The following is a 15,869-nucleotide window of genomic DNA, read 5'->3' as shown; positions in this document are numbered from 1 at the left end:
CCTAGAAGCGCGTCTGCACGGCCAGCTCCAGGGTGCGCGGGGCACCGAGGTAGAGCATGCTCGAGGAGGTCCAGCGGGCATACACCTCGTCGGTCAGGTTGCGCACCCGGGCCGTGATGCGCGTGTCGTCATCGACCTTGAAACCGACGAAGGCACCGAAGACCGTGTAGGCCGGCGCGTAGCGGGTGTTGGCTGCGTCGGCATACACCGAAGACACGTAGCGGCTGTCGGCACCGATTTGCCAGCTCGGGTCGATGTCGTAGGTCAGCCACAGGTTGGCGACCCGCTCGGGGATGTTGGTCGGGGTATTGCCCTTGCGCGAGATCGAGCGACCGCCGACGTTCTCGTTGAACTCGTCGTACTGGGCGTCGACGTAGGCAAAGTTGCCCTCGGCCAACAGCTTCGGTGTGACGTGCAGCGAGGCGGCCACTTCTACCCCGCGCGAGGTCTGCTTGCCCACCGGCTGGGTGACGCTGGGGTTGGCGGCATCGGCGGTGGCGAGGTTCTTGCGCTCGATCTGGTAGGCGGCAACGGTGGCGGCGCCGCGGCCATCGAGGAAGCTGAACTTGCTGCCCACTTCCAGCTGCTTGCCGGTGCTCAGGTCGAAGTCGCGTACGGTGGCAAAACTGGCTGTGCTGAGCATGCCCGAGGGCGGGTCGGCGGCGGTGCTGTACTGCACATAGACGTTGGCCGCCGGGGTCAGCTCGTAGACCAGGCCGATGCGCCCGGTGGTGGGCTCGTAGCTGCGCTGGAAGTCCAGCGGGTTGTTGGCATCGACCGTGCGGTAGTTGTGCACATCGAGGTCGATATGGTCATAGCGTAAACCGGTGAGCAGCGACAGGCGCTCGGTCAGTTGCAGGCGGTTCTCGACGAACGCCGCCCAGGTGTCGACGGTGTTCTCGCGGTTCTTCTGAAAGCCCGGGACCATGCCCTTCAGGTCATAGAAATGCCCGGGTTCGAAGCTGGCCGGATCGACACTGTCGAAAATACCGGTGATCGAGCGCGGGTAGGTCATCTGCACGTTGTGGCTGTAGTCCAGGCCCGCCGACCACTGGCTGTTGAGGCCGAACAACTGGCCCTCGTGCAGCAATTCGAAGCGGTTGCCGTTGAGCTCCTGGTCATGGCGTTGCAGCAGCGCGTTGGAGCGGTTGACCCGGCTGTTGTCGGCATTGTAGGCGTAGGTTTCGAGGTTACGAAAATCACGCTCGGTGTTGTAGTGGTAGAGGGTGTTGCGCAGCGAGGTGTTGTCGTTGAAGCGGTACTCGGTGATTGAGCGCAGCCAGCGAACGCGCTGCTCGTAGCGGCCGTCCTCGACGTTGTAGTTTTCGAAGCGGCGGCTCTCGTCGACCTTCATTTCGCCGCCCAGCGGGTTGAGCACCGGGCTGCCCCAATAGGGGCTGTCGACCGTTTCGTTCTGGTACTCCACGGCCAGGGTGTGGGACAGCTGGTCGTTGATGTCGGTGAGCAGCGAGAACGCCACGGTCCAGGCATCGCGCTCTTCGCGATCGACATAGCCGTTGCTCTTGCTGTGGCTGAAATCCAGGCGTGCGTAGTTGCGGATGCCATCGCCGTCGTTGAGCGCATGGTTGAAGCCGAACGAGGTCTCGCTGCTGTCGTAGGAGCCGTACTTGATTCTGCCTTCGTTGAAGTTCTCGTCGCGGCTGGCCAGTTTGCTGATGTAGTTGATCGAGCCGCCGACGGCGCCAGCGCCAAACAGGAAGCTCGACGGCCCGCCGACGGCTTCGACGCGGTCATAGATCCAGCTGTCGACCGGGCGCGCGGCAACCGAGTCGTACTGCACGCTGATGCCGTTGAACAGCTGGGTGATCTGCCCCCCGGAAAACCCCCGGTAAGCCACCGAGCCTGCCGAACCCGGTGGTGAGGCGGCGGTCATGCCGGGCACGCCGTTAAGCGCGTCCTGGGTGCTCTGCGCGCCGCGTTGCTCGATCTGCTGGCGGTTGACGATGCTCACCGAGGCCGGGGTTTCCCGCGGGGTGAGGCCAAGGCGCGAAGCGGTTTGCGACGGGGTGTCGAGCAGCACGCCGTCTTCGGCGTCGGCGCGGCTGTTGATACGCAGGTCGGGCAGGGTCAGCGGCGCCTCGGCCACAGCGTGGAAGGGCAACGCGCACAGCAGCGCCGCGCAACCGTAAAGGCGATAGGAGTAGGGCATGAATCACACTCTGGAAATTGAGCCAGCGGCCGCCTGCACCTGTCAGGCAGGCACAGCAAAAAACGGCCGGTTTCGGGCAGCCCAAGCGGCTGCCAGGAGGTTCAAGCCAGAAGCGGGGAGGCGCGGGGGTTGGCGGCCGGCCAGCAATATCGCGGCGGCGCCTTGCTGCGCAGTTCACGGTGATAGCGACGTACCCGGGTAACCGCCAGCAGCCAGCCGATGACCAGCACCAGGCCCAGGCAGACCACGGCGGCAGCGCACACCGGGCAGGTCTGCATGCTGTCCCAGCCGGCCACCGTCTGATCGCCGAAATCGCTTTTCAGCGTCGGCCCGGCGCTGCCCATGGCCGAGCAATAGGCGCCGCCGATACCGTTGAGTTGCAGGCCCATCATCTGCCCGTGACCGATACCGCAGGCGAACAGATTGAACAGGACACAGAAGTACAAGGTCCAGGCAATCAGCGGGCGGTCGGCGGGGGCGCGGTTCATGGCCGCGACTTTAGCACCGATGGCCGCCGGGGTTAAAGCAATCAGGCCGGTTCTTCAGCGACTTTTTGCGGTGGCGGATTGTATTGCGCAAAGCTCACGTCGTCGGTCTGGTCGACGCGCTTTTTCAGCCGTTCGTTGAAGGCGCGATTGACCGCATATTGCCCGCCGGAGCTGGTGCGAAACTGCGCGGTCAAAGTGATGCCGTTGAGGTTCATGCTGTCGACCCCGAACACCTGCAGCGGCCCTTGCAGGCTGTGGCGCAGCAGCGGGTCTTCGCTGATCGACTGGCCGACTTCGCGGATCAGTTTCAGCGCGCTGTCGACGTCGGTCTGGTAGCTGAACTGAACCGAGAAGAACGCATAGGCGAACTGCCGTGACTGGTTGGTGACCGCCTTGATCTGGCCGAACGGTACCGAGTGCACGAAGCCCTTGCCATCACGCAGGCGCAAGGTGCGGATGGTCAGGCTCTCGACCGTGCCGGCATGCCCGGAATCGAGCACCACCCAGTCGCCGATGGCGATGGTGTCTTCGATGAGGATGAACAGCCCGGTGATCACGTCCTGCACCAGTTGCTGGGAGCCGAAACCGATCGCCAGGCCGACCACCCCGGCGCCGGCCAGCAAGGGCGCGACGTTGATGCCCAGATTGGCCATGGTGGTGATGGTGCAGATCACCACCAGGATGATCTTGATGGCATTGCGCAGCATCGGCAGGATGGTCCGCACCCGGGTGCTCGGCTGGCGCGACGAGCGCCGCCCGACCGTGGGCTTGAGGGCTTCCTGGATCGCCGTGTCGATCACCACCCACAGCAGCCAGGTGACCAGCAGGATCAGGCCGATGCTGCTCAGTGAATCACTGATCGCCCGGCCCAGGCTATTGCGCAAGGCAAAGTCGAGCACCGAAAAGCCCCAGATGCGCCCCAGCAGCTCGATGAAGGCCACTGCCATGGCGATGCGCAGCAGCGCGTGGGCAAGGTTGCGCAGCAGTTCCTTGTACGGACGCAGGCGTTGCCCGGGTTCGATGTCGTGGGCCTTGAACAGGTGCTGCAAGGTGGTGCTGAGAAACAGCGTGGCGATCAGCAAAATGGTGGTCAGCAAAGCGTTTTGCAGGGCCTTCTGGCTCTCTTCGCCGGCGCCGATCAGGGTGATGGCCGAGACCAGGATCATCATCAGGATCGGCAGGTACCAGAGCCAGGAAAAGATCCGCAGGGTTTCCTGCACGGCGCGGTGCTGCAAGCGCTCCTTGAGCGCGCGGTTGCGGATCAGGTGCGCCACCGGGCGGCGCAGGCGAATCACCAGGACGGCGAACGCCAGGGTCGCCAGCAGGCCGGTGATTACCGCCACGCTGCTGGTGATGTTGCCGCCCAGTTGGCGGGCGATCTGCGGGCTGGTCAGGGCATCGCTCCAGGCCGCCAGAAAGCCGATCATGAACAGCGGCCGAGGCGCCAGCTGGCGAATGATGCGCACCGCCGCGCGCTTGTGGCCGGTGTCGAACAGGGTGATCAGGCACAGGATGATCGATGTCGAGAAGATACCGCTGCTGGTGGCATAGGCCAGGCTCAGGCCCAGGGCGCGGCCTACCGACGGCTCCAGATAGTGGCTGACGTACAGCGTGGTCGGCAGGCTGGCCAGGGCCGGCAGGGTATAGGGCAGCAGGTAGCCGAGCAGTTTCTGCAGGCGCGGGCGTTGGCGCAGCGGGCGGCTGTTGTTGCTGCGATGGGCCAGCAGGCGGCCGAGGTTGGTGAGCACCGCGAAGGCGACCAGCCAGGTGATGCTCAGCAGGGCGAAATCGCCGAGCAGGTCGAGGCCATCGCGACCGGCGTGGCGGTTGACCAGTTGATCGACTTCATTGACGGCGCGGTCGGCGCGCAGGCGCCAGCTGTCGAACAGGTGGCTGTTGATATCCAGTTCCTGGCTGACATCGTCCAGGCCATCGGCAATGGCGCCGAGCAGGCCGCCCTGGACCACGGGTTCAGGTTCAGGTGTTGGTGCGGCGGGCGAAGGTTCGGCGGCGAACAGCTGGCTGCTCAACAGACAACTGAACAGCAAGGTGAGTAAAGATCGGGTCACTGGGCACTCCTTGAGCCGTGGATGACGGAAAGGGTAGTCAATGAACTGATCAGCAAATGGGAGGGTAAGTTCGATAGGGGGTGAAGCAATCGCGGGTCAAGTCGAGGCGTCACCTCGACTGACCCGCGATGAGGCCATTACTGCCCGGTGTAGATCTGGTCGAAAATCCCGCCATCGTTGAAGTGGGTTTTCTGCACGGTGCGCCAGTCACCGAAGGTCTTCTCGACCGAGAGGAAGTCGACTTTCGGGAAGCGGTCGGTGTACTTGGCCAGCACCGCTGGATCACGCGGACGCAGGTAGTTGTTGGCGGCGATTTCCTGGGCCTCAGGCGACCACAGGTATTTCAGGTATGCCTCGGCGGTGGCGCGGCTGCCTTTCTTCTCGACCACCTTGTCGACCACACTCACCGGTGGCTCGGCTTCGGCGGAGACGCTTGGGTAGATGACTTCGAACTGGTCACGACCGAACTCGCGGGCGATCATTTCGGCTTCGTTCTCGAAGGTCACCAGCACCTCGCCGATCTGGTTGGTCATGAAGGTGGTGGTGGCGGCGCGGCCACCGGTATCGAGCACTGGCGCCTGCTTGAACAGCTTGCCGACAAAGTCCTTGGCCTTGTTCTCGTCACCGCCGTTCTTCAGCACATAGCCCCAGGCCGAGAGGTAGGTGTAGCGGCCGTTACCGGAGGTTTTCGGGTTTGGCACAATGACCTGGACGCCGTCTTTGAGCAGGTCGGGCCAGTCTTTCAGGGCCTTGGGGTTGCCCTTGCGCACGATGAACACAGTGGCCGAGGTGAACGGCGCGCTGTTGTTCGGCAGGCGCGTGACCCAGTTGTCCGGCACCAGCTTGCCGTTGTCGGCCAGGGCATTGATGTCGGTGGCCATGTTCATGGTGATGACGTCAGCCGGCAGGCCGTCGATTACCGAACGGGCCTGCTTGCTCGAGCCACCGAACGACATCTGCACGGTGATCTTCTCTTTGTGCTCGGCTTCCCAGTGCTTCTGGAACGCGGCGTTGTAATCCTTGTAGAAGTCGCGCATCACGTCGTACGAGACGTTCAGCAGCGGCGCCGGAGCAGCCTGGGCCACGGAGCCGAAGGCGAGGCTTGCGGCCAGAAGCGAGGCACTGAAGAGTTTTTTCACTGCGCATTCCTTGTTCGAGTTAGCGTTAAAGGCATTATGCCAGCGACTATAACGGTTGGGCTTTAGGCGCTAAAAGATTAAAAAGTGCTTTGCTTATTCCATTTTTTTAAACAGCGCATTGCCGCAGCGCGAGCAGAACGCCGCGCCGTGCTCGTGGCTGTTTTTCCGGCACACCGGGCAGTCGTGCTGTAGCTGTTCGCCGCGCATGGCGTTGGCAAGCTCGGCGGTGAAAATCCCGGTGGGCACGGCGATGATCGAGTAACCGGTGATCATCACCATCGACGACAACACCTGGCCCAGCGGGGTTTTGGGCACGATGTCGCCAAAGCCGACCGTGGTCAGGGTGACGATCGCCCAGTAGATGCCCTTGGGGATGCTGGTAAAGCCATGCTCGGGACCTTCGACCACATACATCAGGGTGCCGAACACGGTGACCAGGGTCGAGACGCTGAGCAGGAACACGATGATCTTCTGCTTGCTGCCGCGCAGCGCCGCGAGCAGGTAATGGGCCTGCTTGAGGTAGGGGCTGAGCTTGAGCACGCGAAAGATCCGCAGCATACGTACGACGCGGATGATCAGCAGGTATTGGGCGTCGCTGTAGTACAGGGCGATGATCCCCGGGACGATCGCCAGCAGGTCGACCAGGCCATAAAAACTGAAGGCGTAGCGCAAGGGCTTGGGCGAGCAATACAAGCGGATCAGGTACTCGACCAGAAAGATCGCGGTAAAGCCCCACTCGACGGCCGCCAGCAACCCGGCATAACCCTGGTGCACCTCGTCGATGCTGTCGAGGATCACCGTTACCAGGCTGGCGAGAATGATCAGCAGGAGGATCTTGTCGAAGCGCCGGCCGGCCGTGGTGTCGGTTTGAAAGACGATGACGTAGAGCCGCTCGCGCCAGCTCGAAGGGGTGTCCATAGGCTCGTTCCAAAGGCAGATGGGCAGAGCCTAGGGGCTGCACCTCAGCTGTGCAAGCGACGCCGGCTGTGGGATAGCGGCAGGCGCAGCAGGCGGCCGCCGGCATGCAGCAGCCAGCAGGCGAGAATGAACGGCGCAGTCAGGCCGGCGACCGGCAGCAGGCTCACCGCTGGTTGCAGGGCAATTGCCAGGACGATGGCCAGCAGCGGCAGCCAGGGCCGCTGGCGTTCCTGGCTGAAGGCCAGGGCGGCGAGGGCGGCATTGAAACCGAACAGGCCGTTGTAGGCCGCCGTGGCCTCGCCACCGAGCAACGCCACGCTGCCGCCGATGGCCGAGCCGAGCAGGGCCCAGACGGCGGCGTAGCGATTGGAGATCAGCAGGCCGAGGGCGATCAGCACGCCGGCCAGCGGCTGGTCGAGCAAGAAGATCTGCCCAAGGCCGCGGGCCAGGGCGAACAGCGGGTTGGCCTCGACACTGGTGCTGGTGGCGCTGGCGGGTTCGGCCATGGCCAGGGCGGCCCAGCCGAGCAACACGAACGGCGCGGTATAGGCAGGCAGCAGTTGCCTGGGGCCGCGCTTGAGCCACTGGTGCACGAGCATGCTGCTCAGGCCGCCAGCGGCGATGATCAGTGGCGGCAGAATCGCCGACCAGGGCAGGGCATAGCTGATCAGCAGACCAATCAGCACGCCGTTGTAGCTGTACAGGCCGGCCTGGCGGTCAGTGCGGTTGTAGCCACGGCGCTGGGCAGTCAGCAGCCCGGCGAGGGCCCCGAGCAGCGCGCCGCCGACCAGGTCGGGCGCGGTCAGGGTGATAGCCAGCAGGCAGCACAGGCCACACAGCGGATTGCGCTGCAGCAGCACCTGGCTGAAGCCGTTGAGCAAGGCAGTGGCCCAGTCGGGGCACGGGTTGACGAAATTCTTGGTGTACATGGGGGCAGTCTGGGTTGATGTGGAGTGGGGAGCCTCTTTGGGCCGGGTTGTCCCACCTGGGGTTTGTGTTGCATTCATCGCGGGTCAAGCCCGCTCCCACAAACCTGTGGGAGCGGTCTACCTCAGATCAAGGTCTCGATCCGCAGCGTGTTAGTCGACCCCGGCTTGCCAAAAGGCACACCGGCAGTGATCAACAGCGTGTCGCCGCGGCTGGCCATGCCCTGGGCCTGGGCGATCTCCAGGGCGGTGGAGCAGATCTCGTCGACCTGGCGCAGGCGATCGTTGACCACCGAATGCACACCCCAGGCCACGCTCAGGCGCCGGGCGGTGGACAGGTTGGGCGTCAGGTTGAGGATCGGCGCCCGTGGCCGCTCGCGTGCAGCGCGCAGGGTCGAAGCCCCCGATTCGCTGTAGTTGACCAGCACCGCCACCGGCAGGATGCCGCTGATGCGGCGGATCGCGCAGCTGATGGCATCCGACACGGTGGCCTCGGCTTTCGGCCGGCCGACGTCGAGTTGCGCCTGGTAGTCCGGGCCGTTCTCCACCTGGCGGATGATCTTGCTCATCATCTGTACCGCTTCCAGCGGGTAGTCGCCCGAAGCGGTCTCGGCCGAGAGCATCACCGCATCGGCGCCTTCGGCCACGGCGTTGGCGACGTCGGTGACTTCGGCGCGGGTCGGGGCCGGGGAGAAGCGCATCGATTCGAGCATCTGTGTGGCCACCACCACCGGTTTACCCAGTTCGCGGCAGGTGTTGATGATGCTCTTCTGGATCTGCGGCACGCTTTCAGCCGGCACTTCCACGCCCAGGTCGCCACGGGCAACCATGATCGCGTCGCTGAGCTCGGCAATGGCGCGCAGTTGGGTCACCGCCGAGGGCTTCTCGATCTTGGCCATCAGGTAGGCACGGTCACCGATCAGCTGGCGCGCTTCGACGATGTCTTCCGGGCGCTGCACGAACGACAGTGCCACCCAGTCCACGCCCAGCTCCAGGCCGAAGCTCAGGTCGCGGCGGTCCTTGGCGGTCAGCGGGCTGAGGTCGAGTACCGCTTGCGGCACGTTGACGCCCTTGCGGTCGGACAGCTCGCCGCCGTTGAGCACTTCGGTCTCGATTGCGTCGCTGTGCTTGGCGGTCACCCGCAGGCGCAGCTTGCCGTCGTCGAGCAGCAGGTCCATGCCCGGCTCCAGCGCAGCGATGATTTCCGGGTGCGGCAGGTTGACCCGCTCAAGCGTACCCGGGGTGCTGTCCAGGTCCAGGCGCAGGGCCTGGCCGCGTTGCAGCTGGACCTTGCCCTCGGCAAAACGGCCGACGCGTAGTTTAGGCCCCTGCAGGTCCATGAGGATGCCCAGCGGGTAGTTGAGCTGGCTCTCCACCTCGCGGATCCACTGGTAGCGCAGGGCGTGGTCTTCGTGCTCGCCGTGGCTGAAGTTCAGGCGAAAGATGTTCACCCCGGCCTCGACCAGTTGGCGGATGTCATCGATGCCCTTGATCGCAGGACCGAGGGTGGCAAGGATTTTGACTTTTTTATCAGGCGTCATGTCAGGCACTCTCGAGAATCAGGATGGCGCGAAAATCGTTGACGTTGGTCCGCGTCGGCTCGGTAACGATCAAGTCATCGAGCGCGGCGAAGTAGCCGTAGCCATTGTTGTTGTCCAGCTCGTCACTGGCCGACAGGCCCAGGGCCGCGGCGCGGGCGTAGCTGTCCGGGGTCATCAGTGCGCCGGCGTTGTCTTCGGAGCCGTCGATGCCATCGGTGTCACCGGCCAGGGCATAGACCCCGCGCAGGCCCTTGAGGCTTTCGGTCAGGCTCAGCAAAAACTCGGCGTTGCGCCCGCCACGGCCATTGCCGCGCACGGTCACGGTGGTTTCGCCACCGGAGAGGATCACGCAGGGTGGCGACAGCGGCTGGCCGTGCTGGACGATCTGCCGGGCGATGCCGGCATGGACCTTGGCCACCTCGCGCGACTCGCCTTCGAGGTCGCCAAGGATCAGCGGGCTGAAGCCGGCCTGGCGGGCTTTGACCGCTGCCGCTTCCAGCGACTGCTGGGGCCGGGCGATCAGCTGGAAGTGGCTGCGGGCCAGGGCCGGGTCGTCAGCCTTGACGGTCTCGGAGGCCGGGTTGTTGAGCCAGGCGGTGACCGCAGCAAGCGCTTCGATGTTGTAGCGCTTGAGGATCGCCAGGGCTTCGGCCGAGGTGCTCGGGTCGGCCACGGTGGGGCCGGAGGCAATGACCGTGGCCAGATCCCCGGGTACATCGGAAATCGCATAGGTATAGACGGTGGCCGGCCAGCAAGCCTTGGCCAGGCGCCCGCCCTTGATCGCCGAGAGGTGCTTGCGCACGCAGTTCATCTCGCCGATGGTGGCGCCGGATTTGAGCAGGGCCTTGTTGATCTGTTGCTTGTCGGCCAGGGTCAGGCCTTCGGCAGGCAGCGCCAGCAGCGCCGAACCACCGCCGGAGAGCAGGAAAATCACCCGGTCGTCAGCCGTGAGGTTGCTGACCATTTCCAGTACCCGCTTGGCCACGGCCAGGCCGGCGGCATCCGGGACCGGGTGGGCGGCTTCGACCACTTCGATTTTCGAGCAGCTGGCGCCATGGCCGTAGCGGGTAACCACCAGGCCGGAAACCGGGCCCTTCCAGGCGCGCTCGACGACTTCAGCCATGGCCGCGGCAGCCTTGCCGGCGCCGATGACGATGACGCGACCGCTGCGGTCGCTGGGCAGGTGGGCTTCAAGGACCTGGCGGGGATGCGCGGCATCGATGGCCGTGGCGAACAGCTCGCGCAGAAAGTGTTGCGGATCGACCGACATGGCAGGCTCCAATCTTATTGTTTTTCAGAATCAAAAACGCCCCTGGGCCCGCCTCCGTGCAGGCCGACCCAGGGGCGCTGAAAGCGGCAAGCTTCAAGCTCCAAGCCGCAAGAGAAAGCGGATCGACGCGCGGCCTGCTTTTACTTGCAGCTTGAAGCTTGCAACTGGCCTCTTACTCTTCACCGCGGATCGAGAAGTTGGCCATGTGCTCAAGGCCCTTGATCAGCGCCGAGTGGTCCCAGTTGGCGCCGCCGATGGCCGCGCAGGTGCTGAACACTTGCTGGGCGTTGGCGGTGTTGGGCAGGTTGATGTTCAGTTCCTTGGCACCTTGCAGGGCCAGGTTCAGGTCTTTCTGGTGCAGGCTGATACGGAAGCCCGGGTCGAAGGTGCCCTTGATCATGCGCTCGCCATGCACTTCGAGGATTTTCGACGAAGCGAAGCCGCCCATCAGTGCTTCACGCACCTTGGCAGGATCGGCGCCGTTCTTGGCGGCGAACAGCAGCGCTTCGGCCACCGCCTGGATGTTCAGGGCGACGATGATCTGGTTGGCGACCTTGGCAGTCTGGCCGTCGCCGCTGCCGCCGACGCGGGTGATGTTCTTGCCCATGACCTGGAACAGCGGCAGGGCGCGTTCGAAGGCGTTCGGGCAGCCGCCGACCATGATGCTCAGGGTCGCGGCCTTGGCACCGACTTCACCGCCGGACACCGGCGCGTCGAGGTAGGTGGCGCCGGTGGCCTTGATCTTCTCGGCGAAGGCTTTGGTGGCGGTTGGCGAGATCGAGCTCATGTCGATCACCACCTTGTTCGGGCCGACGCCCTGGGCCACGCCGTTGTCGCCGAACAGCACCGCTTCAACCTGCGGGGTATCGGGGACCATGACGATGATGAATTCAGCTTCCTGGGCCACTTCTTTCGGGTTGGCCAGGGCTACGGCGCCGGCGGCGACCAGGTCGGCAGGCGCGGCGTCGTGGTGGGTCGAGAGGAACAGGCTGTGACCGGCTTTTTGCAGGTTCTGCGCCATTGGGCGGCCCATGATGCCGGTGCCGATAAATCCGATTTTAGCCATGAGAAATGCCTCTTGTAATTGTTGGATGCAGGGCACTGTAGGAGCGGGCTTGCCCCGCGATTCGATAGTGGCCGTACCGCCGCTATCGCGGGGCAAGCCCGCTCCTACAGGGAATCCTTAAATCGCGTTATGGGTCTTCAGCCAGCCAAGGCCCGCTTCGGTAGTGGTCAGCGGCTTGTATTCACAGCCCACCCAGCCCTGGTAGCCGATGCGGTCCAGGTGTTCGAAGAGGAAGCGATAGTTGATCTCGCCAGTACCCGGCTCGTTGCGGCCGGGGTTGTCGGCCAGCTGGATGTGGTTGATCTTGGCCAGGTTGCTCTGCACGGTACGGGCAAGATCGCCCTCCATGATCTGCATGTGGTAGATGTCGTATTGCAGGTACAGGTTGCTGCTCGCCACCTCGGCCTGGATCTCCAGCGCCTGTTTGGTGGTGTTCAGGTAGAAGCCCGGGATGTCGCGGGTGTTGATCATTTCCATGACCAGCTTGATCCCGGCGGCCTGCAGCTTGTCGGCGGCAAACTTGAGGTTGTCGACGAAGGTCTTGCGCACCGTGGCGCAGTCCGGGCCTTGTGGACGGATGCCGGCCAGGCAGTTGACCTGGGTGTTGCCCAGCACCTGGGCGTAGGCGATGGCCAGATCGACACCGGCGCGGAATTCCTCGACACGGGCCGGGTCGCAGGCGATGCCGCGATCACCCTTGGCCCAGTCGCCGGCCGGCAGGTTGAACAGCACCTGGGTCAGGCCGTGGGCATCGAGCTGCTGCTTGATTTCAGCCGAGCTGAAGTCGTACGGGAACAGGTACTCGACACCGCTGAAGCCGGCGTCGGCAGCAGCCTTGAAACGGGCGAGGAAGTCCTGCTCGGTAAACAGCATGGACAGGTTGGCGGCGAAACGTGGCATGGTTGTCTCCTTGCAAAAAGGGGCCCTGTGCACCCGGCAGCAGGGCCTTCGCAGCGATCAGTCGAGCAGGGAAATCGCGGTTGGCGCGTCGTTGCCGACCAGGGCCAGGTCTTCGAATTCGTTGACCGCGTTGATTTCGGTGCCCATGGAAATGTTGGTCACGCGCTCGAGGATAACCTCGACCACCACCGGTACCCGGAACTCTTCAGCCAGCTTTTGCGCCTTGAGCAGGGCCGGGGCGATCTCGCCAGGCTCGGTCACGCGCAGGGCCTTGCAGCCCAGGCCTTCGACCACGGCGACGTGATCGACGCCATAACCGTTGAGTTCCGGCGCGTTGACGTTCTCGAACGCCAGCTGCACACAGTAATCCATCTCGAAGCCGCGCTGGGCCTGGCGGATCAGGCCCAGGTAGGAGTTGTTCACCAGCACGTGGACGTAGGGCAGGTTGAACTGCGCGCCCACTGCCAGCTCTTCGATCATGAACTGGAAGTCATAGTCGCCCGACAGTGCCACGACCTTGCGAGTCGGGTCGGCCTTGACCACGCCCAGCGCCGCAGGAATGGTCCAGCCCAGCGGGCCGGCCTGGCCGCAGTTGATCCAGTGGCGTGGCTTGTAGACGTGGAGGAACTGCGCGCCGGCGATCTGCGACAGACCGATGGTGCTGACGTAGCAGGTGTCCTTGCCGAACACCTGGTTCATTTCCTGGTAAACGCGCTGCGGCTTGACCGGCACGTTGTCGAAGTGGGTCTTGCGCTGCAGGCTCGACTTGCGCTGCTGGCAGTCTTCGAGCCAGGCGCTGCGGTCCTTGAGCTTGCCGGCGGCTTTCCACTCGCGGGCCACTTCCAGGAACACGTCCAGGGCGGCGCCAGCGTCGGAAACGATACCCAGGTCCGGGGTGAACACGCGGCCAATCTGGGTCGGCTCGATGTCGACGTGAATGAAGCGGCGGCCTTCGGTGTAGACGTCAACGGAGCCGGTGTGACGGTTGGCCCAACGGTTGCCGATACCCAGCACCACGTCGGACTTGAGCATAGTGGCGTTGCCGTAGCGGTGCGAGGTCTGCAGGCCGACCATGCCGACCATCAGCGGGTGATCGTCAGGGATGATGCCCCAGCCCATCAGGGTCGGGATCACCGGGATACCGGTCAGCTCAGCGAATTCCACCAGCTTGTCGCAGGCATCGGCGTTGATGATGCCGCCACCGGCAACCAGCAATGGACGCTCGGCAGTGTCGAGCATGGCCAGGGCTTTCTCGACCTGGACACGGTTGGCCGCAGGCTTTTGCACCGGCAGCGGCTGGTAGGCATCGATGTCGAATTCGATCTCGGCCATCTGCACGTCGAACGGCAGGTCGATCAGCACCGGGCCTGGGCGGCCGGAGCGCATTTCATAGAAGGCTTTCTGGAACGCATATGGCACCTGGCCGGGTTCCAGAACGGTGGTCGCCCACTTGGTCACCGGCTTGACGATGCTGGTGATGTCGACGGCCTGGAAATCTTCCTTGTGCATGCGGGCACGCGGCGCTTGGCCGGTGATGCACAGGATCGGGATGGAGTCGGCCGAGGCACTGTACAGGCCGGTGACCATGTCGGTGCCGGCAGGGCCGGAGGTGCCGATGCACACGCCGATGTTGCCGGCCTTGGTGCGGGTGTAACCCTCGGCCATGTGCGAGGCGCCTTCAACGTGACGAGCGAGGACGTGATCGATACCGCCGACTTTCTTCAGGGCCGAGTACAGGGGGTTGATGGCTGCACCCGGAATGCCAAACGCGGTTTCCACACCTTCGCGGCGCATCACCAGAACGGCTGCATCAATTGCTCTCATTTTGCTCATGGTTTTGTGCCTCTTTGATTTTGTAATTGTATACAAATGGCTTTTCACCAGAGTGTATTCACGCCAGGCGACTCTGGTCAATCCATTTTCATCGGCGATCGGCGCTTTCGTCGGGAAGCCTTTAAAAATGGCGTTTCGTCAGAATTGGTTCATCGCGTCGAAATTATTGTATACAAAAATATTCGCCATTGTGTTCTATTTGTTCTATTGATTTTTACACCTGCCCTCGGGCTTCTAACAACAAGAGGACCTTTCCATGAACGCTTTGACCCTGAAAGTCGCTGTCAGCCTGGTGAACGCTGCGCTGGTGGCCGGGCGCAAGATCTCCTCCGCGCCGCTGACCGTGGCGGTGCTGGACAGCGGCGGTCACCTGCTGGCCCTGCAGCGTGAAGACGGCGCCAGCCTGCTGCGCCCGCAAGTGGCGATGGGCAAGGCCTGGGGCGCAATTGCCCTGGGCAAGGGCTCGCGCCTGCTGGCGCTGGACGCGCAACAGCGCCCGGCGTTCTTCGCCGCGCTCAATGGCCTGGGTCAAAGCCCGGTGGTGCCGGCGCCTGGTGGGGTGCTGATTCGTAATCAGCAGGGCGTGGTGCTGGGGGCGATCGGTATCAGTGGCGATACGTCGGATATCGACGAGCAGTGCGCGATCAGTGCGATCGAAGAGGCGGGGTTGACGGCGGATGCCGGTGTAGCGGCTTAAAATGTATCGCGGGTCAAGTCGAGTCGTCGCACCGCCGCTCCCACAATCACCTGACTCTGTGGGAGCGGGCTTGACCCGCGATGGATGCACTACCGATCAAGCGTCCGGCTCACAGCCCTTGAGCACCAAACGAATGATGGTCTGCGCCGCCGCTTCATAATCGCTGTCATCGAGCTTGGCCTTGCCGGTGACCACCGAGATCTGCCAGTCGAAGTCGGCGTAGGTCTGGGTCGCGGCCCAGATGCTGAACATCAGGTGGTGCGGGTCGAGCGGGGCGATCTGGCCGCGGTCGATCCACGCCTGGATGCACTCGATGTTGTGCCGGGCCTGGTCGTTGAGCTGCTCGACCTGGCTCGGGCTCAGGTGCGGCGCGCCGTGCATGATCTCGCTGGCGAACACCTTGGAGGCGAACGGCAGATCGCGGGAGATGCGCACCTTGGAGCGGATGTAGGCGCTCAGCACTTCTTTGGGATCGCCGTCGGCATTGAACGGTGTCGACGCCTGCATGATCGGTTCGATGATGCTTTCCAGGACCTCGCGGTAGAGGTTTTCCTTGGACTTGAAGTAGTAATAGACGTTGGGCTTGGGCAGGCCGGCCTTGGCCGCGATGTCGCTGGTCTTGGTGGCAGCGAAGCCCTTGTCGGCAAACTCTTCACTGGCCGCGCGCAGGATCAGTTCTTTGTTGCGCTCGCGAATGCTGCTCATGGTTGACGCTGTTCCTCGTGTCTGGCCGCTGGCGGCACCCGGGCCTGGGAGGGCGGTTGCGCATGGTAGCACCGGGTTCGCAAGCGGCTCAAGGTGGCGACTTTGAGCTAGACTGTGGCCCTCTCAACCCGCTGGAATCAGGCAAAC

At 63.8% G+C, this 15,869-nt stretch carries 13 protein-coding genes; 1 reads left to right on the top strand and 12 read right to left on the bottom strand.

From position 1 onward, the window contains the following. Window position 1: 1 nt before the first annotated feature. From BLR26_RS21965 to gcl, 11 genes are all read right to left on the bottom strand, one after another. Window positions 2-2,170, bottom strand: a complete 2,169-nt coding sequence (locus BLR26_RS21965) for a TonB-dependent receptor (RefSeq protein ID WP_093385525.1) — start codon at window positions 2,168-2,170, stop codon at window positions 2-4. Window positions 2,171-2,271: 101 nt separating this feature from the next. Next, window positions 2,272-2,658 (bottom strand): DUF2946 domain-containing protein, encoded by a 387-nt coding sequence (locus BLR26_RS21960; RefSeq protein WP_093385520.1) that lies wholly within the window; start codon window positions 2,656-2,658, stop codon window positions 2,272-2,274. Between the two features lie 41 nt (window positions 2,659-2,699). Continuing rightward, window positions 2,700-4,727, bottom strand: coding sequence for a mechanosensitive ion channel family protein (locus BLR26_RS21955; RefSeq protein WP_093385517.1), 2,028 nt, complete (start codon window positions 4,725-4,727; stop codon window positions 2,700-2,702). Window positions 4,728-4,864: 137 nt separating this feature from the next. After that, a complete protein-coding gene (locus BLR26_RS21950; RefSeq protein ID WP_093385514.1) occupies window positions 4,865-5,866 on the bottom strand; it encodes a sulfate ABC transporter substrate-binding protein in 1,002 nt (333 codons plus the stop codon). Between the two features lie 93 nt (window positions 5,867-5,959). Continuing rightward, a complete protein-coding gene (locus BLR26_RS21945; RefSeq protein WP_045200389.1) occupies window positions 5,960-6,784 on the bottom strand; it encodes an ion transporter in 825 nt (274 codons plus the stop codon). A 44-nt stretch (window positions 6,785-6,828) separates the two neighbouring features. Then, the gene (locus tag BLR26_RS21940) at window positions 6,829-7,713 is read right to left on the bottom strand and encodes an urea transporter (RefSeq protein ID WP_093385510.1); all 885 of its coding nucleotides are present in this window, start codon (window positions 7,711-7,713) and stop codon (window positions 6,829-6,831) included. Window positions 7,714-7,835: 122 nt separating this feature from the next. Next, window positions 7,836-9,251 (bottom strand): pyruvate kinase, encoded by a 1,416-nt coding sequence (pyk, locus tag BLR26_RS21935; protein WP_045200392.1) that lies wholly within the window; start codon window positions 9,249-9,251, stop codon window positions 7,836-7,838. Between the two features lies 1 nt (window position 9,252). After that, window positions 9,253-10,521, bottom strand: a complete 1,269-nt coding sequence (locus tag BLR26_RS21930; RefSeq protein WP_093385506.1) for a glycerate kinase type-2 family protein — start codon at window positions 10,519-10,521, stop codon at window positions 9,253-9,255. A 172-nt stretch (window positions 10,522-10,693) separates the two neighbouring features. Beyond that, window positions 10,694-11,587: a 2-hydroxy-3-oxopropionate reductase gene (locus BLR26_RS21925; protein WP_045200397.1), complete on the bottom strand. Its 894-nt coding sequence runs from the start codon at window positions 11,585-11,587 to the stop codon at window positions 10,694-10,696. Window positions 11,588-11,704: 117 nt separating this feature from the next. Next, a complete protein-coding gene (gene hyi, locus BLR26_RS21920) occupies window positions 11,705-12,487 on the bottom strand; it encodes a hydroxypyruvate isomerase (protein ID WP_093385501.1) in 783 nt (260 codons plus the stop codon). A gap of 57 nt (window positions 12,488-12,544) precedes the next feature. Further along, on the bottom strand, window positions 12,545-14,320 hold the full coding sequence (gene gcl / locus BLR26_RS21915) for a glyoxylate carboligase (protein ID WP_045200404.1): 1,776 nt from the start codon (window positions 14,318-14,320) through the stop codon (window positions 12,545-12,547). 256 nt (window positions 14,321-14,576) lie between these two features. On the opposite strand from gcl, the gene BLR26_RS21910 reads away from it, so the two are divergent. Beyond that, window positions 14,577-15,017 (top strand): GlcG/HbpS family heme-binding protein, encoded by a 441-nt coding sequence (locus tag BLR26_RS21910; protein ID WP_045200407.1) that lies wholly within the window; start codon window positions 14,577-14,579, stop codon window positions 15,015-15,017. 96 nt (window positions 15,018-15,113) lie between these two features. On the opposite strand, the gene BLR26_RS21905 is transcribed toward BLR26_RS21910, so the two are convergent. Continuing rightward, complete coding sequence (locus BLR26_RS21905; RefSeq protein ID WP_010225109.1) at window positions 15,114-15,722, bottom strand: TetR/AcrR family transcriptional regulator; 609 nt, start codon at window positions 15,720-15,722, stop codon at window positions 15,114-15,116. Window positions 15,723-15,869 lie beyond the last annotated feature (147 nt).

The sequence above is a fragment of the Pseudomonas sp. UC 17F4 genome, assembly GCF_900101695.1.
In the GTDB taxonomy this organism is placed as follows: Bacteria; Pseudomonadota; Gammaproteobacteria; order Pseudomonadales; family Pseudomonadaceae; genus Aquipseudomonas.
This window is presented reverse-complemented; position numbering and strand designations above follow the sequence as displayed.

Coding starts and splice junctions, on each gene's coding strand:
- pyk (WP_045200392.1), bottom strand. CDS start 9,251: ATGACGCCTGATAAAAAAGTCAAAATCCTTGCCACCCTCGGTCCTGCG.
- BLR26_RS21940 (WP_093385510.1), bottom strand. CDS start 7,713: ATGTACACCAAGAATTTCGTCAACCCGTGCCCCGACTGGGCCACTGCC.
- BLR26_RS21960 (WP_093385520.1), bottom strand. CDS start 2,658: ATGAACCGCGCCCCCGCCGACCGCCCGCTGATTGCCTGGACCTTGTAC.
- BLR26_RS21925 (WP_045200397.1), bottom strand. CDS start 11,587: ATGGCTAAAATCGGATTTATCGGCACCGGCATCATGGGCCGCCCAATG.
- BLR26_RS21910 (WP_045200407.1), top strand. CDS start 14,577: ATGAACGCTTTGACCCTGAAAGTCGCTGTCAGCCTGGTGAACGCTGCG.
- BLR26_RS21930 (WP_093385506.1), bottom strand. CDS start 10,521: ATGTCGGTCGATCCGCAACACTTTCTGCGCGAGCTGTTCGCCACGGCC.
- BLR26_RS21905 (WP_010225109.1), bottom strand. CDS start 15,722: ATGAGCAGCATTCGCGAGCGCAACAAAGAACTGATCCTGCGCGCGGCC.
- gcl (WP_045200404.1), bottom strand. CDS start 14,320: ATGAGCAAAATGAGAGCAATTGATGCAGCCGTTCTGGTGATGCGCCGC.
- BLR26_RS21965 (WP_093385525.1), bottom strand. CDS start 2,170: ATGCCCTACTCCTATCGCCTTTACGGTTGCGCGGCGCTGCTGTGCGCG.
- BLR26_RS21945 (WP_045200389.1), bottom strand. CDS start 6,784: ATGGACACCCCTTCGAGCTGGCGCGAGCGGCTCTACGTCATCGTCTTT.
- hyi (WP_093385501.1), bottom strand. CDS start 12,487: ATGCCACGTTTCGCCGCCAACCTGTCCATGCTGTTTACCGAGCAGGAC.